General features: G+C 64.0%; 5 protein-coding genes. 1 reads left to right on the forward strand and 4 read right to left on the reverse strand.

The annotated features are described in order from the left end of the window. Nucleotides 1-304 precede the first annotated feature (304 nt). From ACYQR9_RS03930 to ACYQR9_RS03940, 3 genes are all read right to left on the reverse strand, one after another. Nucleotides 305-1,705, reverse strand: coding sequence for a calcium-binding protein (locus tag ACYQR9_RS03930; protein WP_461228776.1), 1,401 nt, complete (start codon nt 1,703-1,705; stop codon nt 305-307). A 357-nt stretch (nt 1,706-2,062) separates the two neighbouring features. After that, entirely contained in the window at nt 2,063-3,460 is a 1,398-nt protein-coding gene (locus ACYQR9_RS03935) for a calcium-binding protein (RefSeq protein WP_461228777.1), read from the reverse strand. 211 nt (nt 3,461-3,671) lie between these two features. Then, complete coding sequence (locus ACYQR9_RS03940) at nt 3,672-7,202, reverse strand: hybrid sensor histidine kinase/response regulator (protein WP_461229729.1); 3,531 nt, start codon at nt 7,200-7,202, stop codon at nt 3,672-3,674. Between the two features lie 595 nt (nt 7,203-7,797). On the opposite strand from ACYQR9_RS03940, the gene ACYQR9_RS03945 reads away from it, so the two are divergent. Then, complete coding sequence (locus ACYQR9_RS03945; protein ID WP_461227898.1) at nt 7,798-9,132, forward strand: IS1182 family transposase; 1,335 nt, start codon at nt 7,798-7,800, stop codon at nt 9,130-9,132. A 311-nt stretch (nt 9,133-9,443) separates the two neighbouring features. On the opposite strand, the gene ACYQR9_RS03950 is transcribed toward ACYQR9_RS03945, so the two are convergent. Further along, entirely contained in the window at nt 9,444-12,668 is a 3,225-nt protein-coding gene (locus ACYQR9_RS03950; protein WP_461228778.1) for a hypothetical protein, read from the reverse strand. Nucleotides 12,669-12,672: the final 4 nt, after the last annotated feature.

The raw sequence follows: 12,672 nt of genomic DNA on the forward strand, positions 1-12,672 counted from the left end.
CTCTACCATTTAAAATACAGTTATGGCTTTATCTGGAAAAAGCCGGATAAAGCCCTTCCGAGCCAAAAGCTGCCCCCCCCTTGCGGGCGGGTGACGAGCGGCGCCACCCTCGCGCCGGGCCGCACCGAAGGGGGGCGAGGGCAGGATGCCGTCCTCAGCCCCGGCCGGAGGCGACCGTGTCCTCGATGCGGCCGGCCAGCACCCGCATGCCAAAGGACCGTTGTCGACGACAGTGCTCGGCATAGGCGATAGCCCGGTCGCGCTGGGATCACGCGACCGGGCAGGCTGGATGACGGTTCGGGCGTCAGAGGATGAAGCTACCCTCCGACAGGGTACCGAACGCGACGTCGATCAAGATGATCTTGTCGGTCGGTCCGGATTCGCGGGTCAGGGTGATGAGCGTGCTGTCGCCGCCTTGGAACGACCGGACGTCCAGGCCATCCGTGTCGCCGTCGAGGCTACTGAGGTCGATCTTGTCGTTGATCGCGTCGAACTTGCGGATGACGTCGCGGCCATCGCCCGCGGCGAAGACGAAGGTGTCGGCGCCCGCGCCGCCGAAGAGGGCATCGCCACCCTGACCGCCGGTGATGTCGTCGCCGCCCTTTCCGGCCACGATGCGGTCGGCTCCGTCCGTGCCGGTGATCGTGGAGCCGCCATCGGCCAGGCTCTGCGAATAGATCTTCGTGCCGACATCGACACCCAACATGCTGAGGGTTGCCCCGTCGCGGACATAGACCTTCTCGATGCTGGCCAAGCCGGTGAACGAGACGTCGGTGAGCTCGACGGTGCTGTCCTTGAGAATGAAGAGCAGGTCCGTTCCCTCGTCGCCCTGCACCTTCGCGGGCGAGCTGCTGAGGACGAGGCGATCGTCGCCACGCCGGCCATACAATTCGTCGGAACCGCCATTGCCGTTCAGCGTGTTGGCGTCGCCGTTTCCGTAAAGCACATCAATGGACGTACTGCCGAGGATGTTCTCGAACAATTCGTATGTATCTCCCTCCGCGTCACCGCCGAAGCCGTCACCTTCTCGGAGATCAACAATCACGCCAGCACTCGAATGTTTGAAGCTCAACGTATCGATACCATTGCCACCGATCATATCGTCTACGCCTGCACCGCCTTCGATGACGTTGTTTGCCGCGTCGCCTTCAATGGTGTCGGCATACTGCGTGCCGCGAATGTTAGAAATATTCGAGAATGTATCCAAGACGATGCTGTCAGTGCCATCGCTGGCTGTGCCGCTCACCATGTCGATGCCCACACCATACGAATCGTCGAAACTGGGCGCATCGAAATGCTCGTAGCTCAGCGTGTTCGTACCCGTGCCGCCATCGAAGGTGTTTCTGCCGCGACCGCCCTCCAGCACATCGTTGCCGCCGCCGCCATTCAGGGCGTCGTCACCGTCGCCGGTGCGAAACATATCCCCGAAATTTCCGCCAGTGATCCGCGTGACGTAATCGAAGTCGCTGGAATCGCCATAGAGACCGGCAGACCGGGTCGTCAGGTTGAAGGGAAGGGCATGCGCTACTAATTCCGGGCCATCGACCAAGTATATAAATTCGTCTCCAAAAAAATCATACCCTTGCACTGCCGATCCAGGACCAAAGTCGAGCGTCCTAGCTTCCGTGGTGATTGGCTGTTGATATTTTAACTCGGATTTTTCGAAGTCGTAATTGCCGTTCGACGTATAAAGAAATTGAGCCATCCTGAATCCCCACAGAACAGATTCGTGCTAAACCCAATATTATTCAATACCACACACCTATTTAAAATACAAACATGGCTTTGTCTGAAAATAGCCGGATAAAGTCTTTTCGAGCCCAAGACTTTCCTCCCTACGGGCGGGTGACGAGCGGCGCGACCCTCGCGCCGGGCTGCATCGAAGGGGGCGAGGGCCGGATGCCGTCCTTAAGCCCCGCCCGGAGGGGATCATGTCCTCAATGCGGCCGGCCGGCACCCGCATGCCAGAGGACCGTTGCCGACCACGGTGCTCGGCATAGACGATCGCCCGGTCGCGCTGCTGGGATCGCGCGACCGGGCAGGCCGGAGGAGGGTGCAGACCTTAGAAGACGAAGCTGCCTTCCGTCACGGAATCGGCCGTTACGCCGAGCAGGATGATCTTGTCGGACGGTCCGGAATCGCCCGTGAACGTGATGATCGTGTTGGCCTCGCCGTGGAAAGATCCGATCTTCAGCCCATCCATGCTGCTCGCGAGCATGCTGACGTCGATGACGTCGCTGCCCGCCTCGAACCTGCGGATGACATCGCGGCCATCACCCGAGGCGAAGACGAAGACGTTGGCTCCCGCGCCGGCGAAGAGGGCATCGCCACCCTGACCGCCGTTGAGGGTGTCGCCGCCCTTTCCGGCCACGATGCGGTCGGCACTGTCCGTGCCAGTGATGATGGAGAAACCGTTGGCCTGGCTCTGCGAATAGATCTTCGTGCCGACATCGACACCCGTCATGTCGAGAGCTGCCTGGTTGCGGACGTAGACCTTCTCGATACTGGCAGAGCTGGTGAACGAAAGCTCGGTGAGCTCGACAAGGTTGCCCGTGAGGATGAAGAGCAGGTCCGTTCCCTCGTCGCCCTGCACCTTCGCGGGCGAGCTGCTGAGGACGAGGCGATCGTCGCCACCCCGTCCGTACAATTCGTCAGCGCCGCCATTGCCGTACAGCGTGTTGGCACCGCCGTCTCCGTAGAGTGCATCGCCGAACGTACTGCCGAGGATGTTCTCGAACGATGTAAATTGATCATCCTCCGCGTCGCCTCCGATACCAAATTCTCGATCAAGATCGACATTCACACTCTCGCTCGAATGCGCATAGCTCAGAGTATCGAGGCCACCACCGCCGATCATTTCGTCATCACCCGCACCGCCTTCGATGACGTTGCTGTTATTGTCACCGGTTACACCATCTTTATACAGCGATCCTCGAACATTTGAGATATTCGAGAACGTATCTTTGACGGCCGTGCCAGTTGACCAATCGCTGGCTTGGCCGGTCGACAAGTCGACAATCATTCCGAACGAGCCGCCGGGCATATCGAAATGCTCGTAGCTCAGCGTGTTCGTGCCCGTGCCGCCGTCGAAGGCGTTGGCGCCGCCACCGCCCTCCAGCACATCGTTGCCGCCGCCGCCGTTCAGGACGTCGTCGCCGTCGCCCGTGCGGAACACATCCCCGAAATTCCCGCCGGTGACGCGCGTGACGTAGTCGAAGTCGCTAGAATCGCCGTAGAGGCCGACTTCCTGGATCGTCACGCCGGAGGAACGGAATACCGACTCGAATTCCGGACCATCTATCAAGTAGATAAACTCGTCTCCATATTGGCTATACCCTGAAATCGCCGATCCTGGACCGAAATCTAGCGTCCTGGCTTCCGTGTTGATTGAATCTTGATATTTTAACTCGGATTTGTCGAAGTCATAATTACCGTTCGCCGTATAACGAAATTGCGCCATCTTGAACCCCTACAGAACAGGTTTGTGCTGAAACCGATCTGATCCAATATGACTCCGCTATTTAAAATACAGTTAGGTCTTTGTCTGAAAACAGCCGGATAAACCCCTTCCGAGCCAAAGACTCTCCTCCCTGTGGGCGGGTGACGAGCGCCGCCACCCTCGCGTCGGGCCGCCCCGAAGGGAGACGAGGGTTCGGGTGCCGGATTCAGCCCTACCCGGAGGCGATCATGTCCTTGATCCGGCCGGCCAGCGCTTCCATCACGAAGGGCTTGGTCAGCACCTGCATGCCGGGCTCGAGATGCCCGTTGCCGACCACGGCGTTCTCGGCATAGCCGGTGATGAACAGGATCTTGAGGTCGGGCCGCGCCACCCGAGCGGCGTCGGCCATCTGGCGGCCGTTCATGCCGCCGGGCAGGCCGACATCGGTGACGAGGAGGTCGATGCGCACGTCCGATTGCAGCACCTTGAGGCCGGAGGCCCCGTCTGCCGCCTCGATGGCGGTGTAGCCGAGCTCTTCGAGCACCTCGGTCACGAGCATGCGCACGGTGGGCTCGTCATCGACGATGAGCACGGTCTCGCCCCGTTGCGCGCGCGGCGCGGCGGCGAAGGCGCCGGCCTCGTCCACCTCGGAGGCTTCGCCGTAATGGCGCGGCAGGTAGAGGCACATGGTCGTGCCCTCGCCGAGTTCGGAATAGATCCGCACCTCGCCGCCCGATTGCCGCACGAAGCCGTAGATCATCGACAGGCCGAGGCCGGTGCCCTCGCCCAGCGGCTTGGTGGTGAAGAACGGATCGAAGGCGCGGGCGATCACCTCCGGCGTCATGCCGGTGCCGTTGTCACTGACGCAGAGGGAGAGATACTGGCCGGGTTCGAGGTTGCGTTCGCGGGCGGCATGCCCGTCGAGCCACTTGTTGGCGGTCTCGATGGTGAGGCGGCCGCCATCAGGCATGGCGTCGCGCGCGTTGATGCAGAGGTTCAGCAGCGCGTTCTCGAGCTGGTTGGGGTCCACCAAAGCCGGCCACAGGCCCGCTGCGCCGACCACCTCGATCGTCACCGCCGGCCCGACCGTGCGGCGGATCAGTTCCTCCATTCCCGAGACCAGGCCGTTCACGTTGGTGGGCTTCGGGTCCAGCGTCTGGCGACGCGAGAAGGCGAGCAGCCGGTGGGTCAGGGCCGCCGCCCGGCGCGAGGCGCCCTGCGCCGCGTTGATGTAGCGGTCGAGTTCGGTCAGCCGCCCCTGCGCCATGCGGGTCTGCAGCAATTCGAGACTGCCCGAAATGCCGGTGAGCAGGTTGTTGAAGTCGTGGGCGATGCCGCCGGTGAGCTGGCCCACCGCCTCCATCTTCTGCGATTGACGCAGGGCCTCCTGGGTCTGGGCGAGAGCGGCCTCGCGGGCCTTCTCCTCGGTGATGTCGCGGGCCACCGCGTAGAAGACGTCGCCCACCGGCGCGCTGACCCAATCGAACCAGCGATACTCGCCGGCCGCCGTGCGGATCTGGTTCTGGTGCCGCATGGTGCGGCCCTGGCGCATCGCCTCGACGACACCGGCGCTGACATCGAGGAAATCGGGGTGGATGATCTGCCAGAACGGCGTCGCCAGCAGGGTCGCCTCGTCGTAGCCGAGCATCTTGCTCCAGGCCGGGTTCACGCTGAGGAACTGGCCGCCCAGGGTGCCCGACATCAGCAGGTCGGGGATCAGCGTCCAGATCCGCACGCGTTCCTGGATGCGCTCGGCGATCTCGCGTTCGAGCTCCGCCCGCGAGCGAGCCAGCACGTCGCGCGCCTCGACGATGTCCTGGATCTCGGTGCAGGTGCCGAACCAGCGCACGATCCGGCCGCCTGTGTCGCGCACGGGCTGCGCCCGCCCCAGCACCCAGCGGTACTGGCCCGACCGGTGCCGCAGGCGATACTCGATATGGTAGGGCTCGCCCGTCTCCAGGCTATGGCGCCAGACCGTCCAGGCCTTGTCCTGGTCGTCGGGGTGGAAGAGGCCGTTCCAGCCCGCGCCGTCGGTGGAACCCGCCGGGACGCCGGTATAGTCGTACCAGCGTTGATTGAAGTAATCGTGGTGCCCGTCCGGCAGGGTCGACCACACCATATGGTCGATGGAATCGGCGATGGCCTGGAAACGCCCTTCGCTCTGGCGCAGGCGCTCCTCCGCCTCCCGGCGCTCGTCGATGTCGATGACCGAGCCGACATAGCCGAGGAATTCGCCCTCCGTGCCGAAGCGCGGGGTCGCCGCATCGATGGCCCAGCGATAGGTGCCGTCGGCCCGGCGCAGGCGATACTCGACCCGGAAGGGCTCGTGCGAAGCATTGGCGGACAGGAAGGTGTCGGCCGCCAGCCCCTCGTCGTCGGGATGCGTCGCCTTGGTCCAGCCGAGGCCGAGGGCCTCCGCCTCGGTCTGCCCGGTGAACTCGTACCAGCGCCGGTTCAGATAGATGCAGGACCCGTCCGGAATCGTGACCCACATCATCACGGGAGCGTGGTCCGCCATGTTGCGGAACCGCGCCTCGCTCTCCGTCAGCGCTTCGGCCTGTGCCCTGCGCTGGGTCTCGTCCCGGGCGATCCGAAGGAAGCCGGGCGAGCGGCCCTGCAGGTCCGGCGGCAGCCGGTGGAGGGAGCCGGCGAGGAACACGCGCGTCCCGTCCGAACGCTGGTGCCAGCGCTCGGCATCGGCGCGGCCGGTCTCGACGGCCCTGGAGATCTCCCCGGCATCGATCCCCTTCGCCCGGTCCTCCTGCGTGAAGATCATCGAACCGTGACGGCCGAGCGCATCGGCGACGCTCCAGCCGAGAACCTCGACGGCGCCCGCCGACCAGCTCGTGATGACGCCCTGCGGGTTCATGGTGAAGACGACGTGGTCGCGCGCGCCCTCCATCACGAGGCGCAGGCGCTCCTCACGTTCGCGCAGGGCCTCTTCGGACGCTCTGCGCTCGCTGATGTCGCGGTAGAAGACAGAGAGGCCGCTTCCCGACGGGTAGACCCGCACCTCGATCCAGATGTCCTGCTGCGTCGAAGTATGGCGGTAGGTGAGTTCGGCCGAGGCCCGCTCGGCCATGGCGCGGCGGTAGAGCGGCCAGGTCGGCATCCGCTCGGCATCCGGCCACACGTCGAGGAGGTGACGGCCGAGGATCGCCTCGGAGGGGCGCCCGTCGAGGCGCAGGCCCTCGGCGTTGATGCGGCGGACACGGAAATCGCGGTCGAGCAGGAGGAAACCCTCGCCCATCCCGTCGAGGACGCCCCGCACCTCGGCCTCGCTCTCGCGCAGCCGGGTCTCGGCGCCGACCCGGCCGGTCGTCTCGGTGCAGGCGCAGAAGAAACCCGCGACGGAGCCGTCCTCTTCCCGCACCGGCGTGTAGGAGAAGGCGAAATGCGTTTCCTCCGGAAAGCCGTTGCGTTCCATGACGAAGGAGACATCGTCCATCTGGATGGAGAGTCCCGCATAGGCATCGGCGACGATGGGCGCGAGGTCGCTCCAGATCTCCGACCAGACCTCCGCGATGGGACGCCCCATCGCGTCCGGGTGCTTGTGGCCGAGCAGCAGCGCATAGGCGTCGTTGTAGAGGACGATCCGCGACGGCCCCCAGGTGATGAACATGGGCTGGCGCGAGGCGACCATCATCGCCGTCAGCGTGCGGAGGGAAACAGGCCAGGACTCGAAGGGCCCGAGGGGCGTCGCAGACCAATCCGCGGCCTCGATCAGCGCGCCGCACTCGCCGCCGTTCACGAGGACACTCACTGCCACCCTCTCTTCGTCGCCATGCTCGATGCAGGATGGCCCGATGCGGGATCGGATCGCGCGCCCGCACAGAAGCGATGCCTCTGCCAACGGCCAAGGTCGACCCGCCGTTCCCCGCCGGAGCCCGTGCCAAGGGGGCCTTCACCGGGGGGAAGGTCTCGCATCGTCATCGCGGCCCGATGACACGAGCCGGTGTCCGATGTCAAAGTCGCGGCGCCTGCCGGTCAGTATCTCCGTTTGAAAGGTCGCCCTGAAAGATCGCCCCCAGGCTCCCGTTCCGATTCCTGGTGGTGGAAATTCGACGCTTGGTCCCCATCGCTCAACGTCCGGGAAGGGTGGATTTTTGCCAGTCTGCTTTTGGGCGAGGAACGCCCTAGGCGGGCATCATCCAAGGCTTCGTCGGACTCCCACTTGAAAGCTTAGATCAATGAGCGGGAGACGCCGGCACCGATCTGAGGAGCCGACCCCGATGAGGTCCTCACGTCTCGCCCAGCTACGTCCAGACGTTCTGCAACGTCCCCTGTCCGCCGATCCGCTAGGAGCCCGTCCGAGTAATCCTCTCGACGGCGAGGCCAGAGGGTGATTCACTCGGCTCATGGCCAAGGTGTTTCGCTCCTGGGATGTGGATCAGGGCTGGTTGCTGCCGCCCTCGCTGCACGAGTTCGTGCCGCCCGGGCACATGGCGCACTTCGTCCGCGACACGGTGCGGGAAGCGCTCGACCTCTCGGCTATCCTCGACACCTACGTCGAGGAGCGCGGCTACCCGCCCTACCACCCGGGCATGATGGTGGCGCTCCTGCTCTACGGCTACAGCCGTGGCCTGTACTCGTCGCGTCAGCTCGCCCGGGCCTGCGAGGAGCGGGTCGACGTCATGGCGGTGACCGGGCTGAACCGGCCGGACTTCCGCACCATCGCCGACTTCCGCAAGCGCCACCTCGTGGCCCTGTCGGACCTGTTCGTGCAGGTGCTGCGCCTGTGCCGCGCGGCCGGTCTGGTCCAGTTCGCCCACGTGGCGGTGGACGGGACCAAGGTGAAGGCCAACGCCTCCCGCCACAAGGCGATGAGCTACGGACGCATGAAGACGGCCGAGCCGGCGCTGGCCGCCGAAGTCGACGCCTGGCTGGAGCAGGCGCGGGAGGCGGACGCGGCCGAGGATGCGGTGCAGGGCGCGAACCGACGGGGCGACGAGACGCCGGACTGGATGGCCGACAAGCAGCGACGGCTGGAGACGATCCGCGCCGCCAAGGCCGCGCTGGAAGCGGAAGCGGTCGATCCGCCCGACCCCGAGGACGAGAGCGGGCCGGGTGCATCCTCGGGCATGCGCCGGCAGGGGCGGCCCCTGCGCGGTGAGGACGGCGGTCCGCCGGACCGGGCGCAGCGCAACTTCACCGACCCGGACAGCCGGATCCTGCCGACCCGCGACGGGTTCGTGCAGGGCTACAACGGGCAGATCGCCGTCGATGCCGCGCATCAGATCATCGTAGCCCACCGCCTCGTGACGAACGCCGCCGACGCTCGCGCCCTCGTGCCGCTCATCGACGACGTCCGCGCTCATCTCGGGCGCAAGCCGCGCGAGGTCTCGGGCGATGCAGGCTTTGCCAACGAGGCGAACCTGGCCGCGCTGAAGGAGCGGCGGATCACCGCCTATCTCGCTCCGGGGCGGGCGCGTCACGGCGAGGCGGATGCGGCCGGGCGTCGTAAGCTGACGAAGACGCCCCTGATGCGTGCGATGGCCGCGCGGCTGAAGCGGGCTGGCCGCCGGAGCCGCTACCGCCTCAGGAAGCAGGTCGTCGAGCCGGTATTCGGGCAGATCAAGCAGGCCCTGGGCTTCCGCCAGTTCCTGCTCCGCGGGCTCGATCAGGTCCGGGGCGAATGGGCGATGATCTGCACCGCCCACAACCTCCTCAAGCTGGCCAAGGCCGGGCGCTGAGCATGACGCGGGCGGGCTCGCCTTGATCTCAACCCCGACCTCAATCCGAAAAATCGTTACTCGGACGGGCTCCTAGGGCTCGCGCCGCGTGCTACACCACGCCTGAGTGAGGTGCCGTGACAAGACGGCCAAATGCTTGTGAGGGCTCGAGAGCGGAGAACCCATCCCGGCCGGCGGCGACCCTTCCTATGAGGGGCGTGCGACGTGCTGGCAGACCACCCACGGCGATATCTTGCGTAGGTGGCCCAGAGCTTTGAGAATCAAGAAGCCCTGGCCGAACGCAAAGTGTCCGGCCAGGGCGTGTCACGGGCTTACGCCACCAGGAAGTCGGCGTGGGTCAGCGTGACCTTGGTGTCGATGACGGCGAACTGGATGGCCGTCTTGGCCGTGCCGCTACCATCGGCGTCGTAGGAGAGCGCACCGGTGTCGTGGTTGTAGAGGATGCGGTCGGTGCCATCGACCACGGCGCCGGTATTGCCGAGATCCTTGAAGGCGCTCGACGCGAGGCCACCCGCCGAGAGGGCGGTGAACACGTCCCGCGCCAACTGGATCGTGTCATCCGCCGCCGCGAAATCGGTGAGGCGGTCGATGTTGCTCGAACCTAAGGCCGTCGAGAACACGAAGGTGTCGTTGCCGGCGCGGCCATAGAGTAGATCAGCGCCAGCGCCACCGTTGAGGGTGTTGGCACCCGCATTGCCCACCAGGGTGTTGGCAAGTTCGTTGCCACTGAGATTGATCGCGGTGGTGCCGGCCGCACTCGTCGTGCCGAGCCGCTCGATCTCCTGACCGACTCCGAGCGTGTAGCTGATGCTCGTCAGCACCCGGTCGGTGCCGCCACCCGCCGCCTCGAACACGCGGTCGTCGGCAGTGTCGACGAGGTAGGTGTCGTTGCCGGCGCGGCCATAAAGCAGGTCAGCGCCAGCGCCACCGTCGAGGGTGTTGGCACCCGCATTGCCCACCAGGGTGTTGGCAAGTTCGTTGCCACTGAGATTGATCGCGGTGGTGCCGGCCTCACTCGTCGTGCCGAGCCGCTCGATCTCCTGACCGACTCCGAGCGTGTAGCTGATGCTCGTCAGCACCCGGTCGGTGCCGCCACCCGCCGCCTCGAACACGCGGTCGTCGGCAGTGTCGACGAGGTAGGTGTCGTTGCCGGCGCGGCCATAGAGCAGGTCAGCGCCAGCGCCACCGTCGAGGGTGTTGGCACCCGCATTGCCCACCAGGGTGTTGGCAAGTTCGTTGCCGCTGAGCTTGATCGCGGTGGTGCCGGCCGCACTCGTCGTGTCGAGCCGTTCGATCTCCTGACCGACTCCGAGCACGTAGCTGATGCTCGTCAGCACCCGGTCGGTGCCCCCACCCGCCACCTCGAACACGCGGTCGCCCGCAGTGTCGACGAGGTAGGTGTCGTTGCCGGCGCGGCCATAGAGCAGGTCAGCGCCAGCGCCACCGTCGAGGGTGTTGGCACCCGCATTGCCCACCAGGGTGTTGGCAAGTTCGTTGCCGCTGAGCTTGATCGCGGTGGTGCCGGCCGCACTCGTCGTGTCGAGCCGCTCGATCTCCTGACCGGCTCCGAGCGCGTAGCTGATGCTCGTCAACACCCGGTCGGTGCCCCCACCCGCCACCTCGAACACGCGGTCGCCGGCAGTGTCGACATAGTAGATATCGTTGCCGCGGAACCCCTGAAGCGTGTCGGCTCCAGCCTTGCCGTCGAGGATGTTGGCGCCGCCATTGCCCAGGATCGTGTTGGCCAGCGCGTTACCGGTGCCATTGATGGCGGCGGTGCCGGTGAGTGTCAGGTTCTCGACATTGGCCGCTAACGTGACGCTGACGGACGAGCGGACAGTGTCTGTGCCGGCATTGGCCGCCTCGACGACGACATCCCCGGCGTTGTCGACCACGTAGGTGTCGTTGCCGACGCCGCCCGCCATCCGGTCCGCGCCCCTACCGCCGTTGACGATGTCGTTGCCGGCCAAACCGAGGATGACGTTTTTCCCTTCGTCACCCGTGAGCCGATCGCTGAACTCGCTGCCTTCGAGGTTCTCGATGTTCAGGAGGCGGTCCTTTTCCGCCGGGATCGTTGTTATGATGGGAGGGGGGGTGATGATGACTCCCCCCTCGGAGGGGAAAGGGTCTGGTTGAAACACGATCGTCTTTTCTGGGACGACCGCCTGCCAGTCCTGCTCATCGAGGGACACGATCACGCCGGCCTTCGCCGATTTGTAGCTCGCGATGTCGACGCCGTCGCCGCCGTCTATACGGTCGTCGCCGACGCCGCCGTCGAGCCGGTCGTTGCCCGTGCCGCCGATCAGGATGTCGTCGCCGCCGTTGCCGTGAAGGGTATCGTTGCCGTCGCCCTCCGCGCTGTAGACGATCCCGCCGCCGCCGCCCCGGAGCGTGTCGCCGCCTTGGCCGCCGAAGAGGGTGTCGTTGCCTTTCAGGCCCTCCAGTGTGTGAGGGGCGAGCAACTTCTCACCCCATTTGGTGGTGATCACATCGAGGCTCGAATCAGCCCGAATATTGGTGTCGTCGTTGTTCGTACCCTTGATATGCTGACCTTGCGTCAAGCTCAGCAGGGCAGCGGCAGATTTTTCGAGCTTTTCAATGCCTCTTGCTTCTCTGAAATAATTGTTGAAGGTATCTTCTTCTAATTTATTGAAATCAGTCAAAAAATTCGGTTTTGTTGTTTGCTCTACAGGTGCGCGCCTTATGTATAGGTCCTTGATGGCACTATAATCAGTCACTTCTCTTAGGGATTGAGATCCATTGGCGTAAATGAGGGTTGTCGCATCGAGCATCTGCTGTACCGATGCAGTCCCCTTGTCCCCTGCGAATATTTCAGCCTGAAAAATCGATCCGGACGCCGGCTCGTAGGAAACCCTGATCCATACTTGCGTGAAATCACCGGATTGCCTCTCATACACATCGAGCTTCGCCGGCATATTGTTCTGAGCGGACTCTTCGAACTTTTCGATACCCGTGGACAGCGATTCGATTGCCGTCTGCAATGTCTCTTTATATTGTGCGCTGGACGTTGCCCCATCGCCGATCTCGCGAATGACGGCAATTCGAGTGGTAATTGCGGATAGCAGCGCCGGAACGGCAATGGCGGCATCGGCATTGCTATCCAAAAGATAGTTCTTTGCCCGTGTGACCGCAGATGTCGAGAGTCTTTCCGCCTCAAACAGGTAACTGTTTGCCAGTTCAGGATCGCTTGTTGTTAGGTACTGATGGACGTAAGTTTTAGCATCGCTTACGTCGGACTTGATATTTGATAGAATATTTCGATCGATATCGTTCCTAACTTCATCGACTGCCGCAAGTACCTTTTTGTTCAGCTCGACGATCTGATCGAGCTGCTCGCTCATTTCATCCAGGCGTTCCACGGTCGGATCCGTGTCTGCACCACCGAAGAGCTGGGTCAATTCTTTAGGGAGTTCGACACCAGGAATCAGCGAGACCAAGTTGACGGCTAGATTTGCAACGTTCAAGGCCGCGTCGAAATATTCGAACTTCAGCCCTTTGCTTACCGAGTTAGCCATTGCA

The sequence above is a fragment of the Methylobacterium sp. CM6241 genome (assembly GCF_054817845.1).

Bases quoted from the DNA above. Each gene is read 5' to 3' on its own strand.
- ACYQR9_RS03930 (WP_461228776.1), bottom strand. From the start codon at position 1,705: ATGGCTCAATTTCTTTATACGTCGAACGGCAATTACGACTTCGAAAAA.
- ACYQR9_RS03935 (WP_461228777.1), bottom strand. From the start codon at position 3,460: ATGGCGCAATTTCGTTATACGGCGAACGGTAATTATGACTTCGACAAA.
- ACYQR9_RS03945 (WP_461227898.1), top strand. From the start codon at position 7,798: ATGGCCAAGGTGTTTCGCTCCTGGGATGTGGATCAGGGCTGGTTGCTG.
- ACYQR9_RS03950 (WP_461228778.1), bottom strand. From the start codon at position 12,668: ATGGCTAACTCGGTAAGCAAAGGGCTGAAGTTCGAATATTTCGACGCG.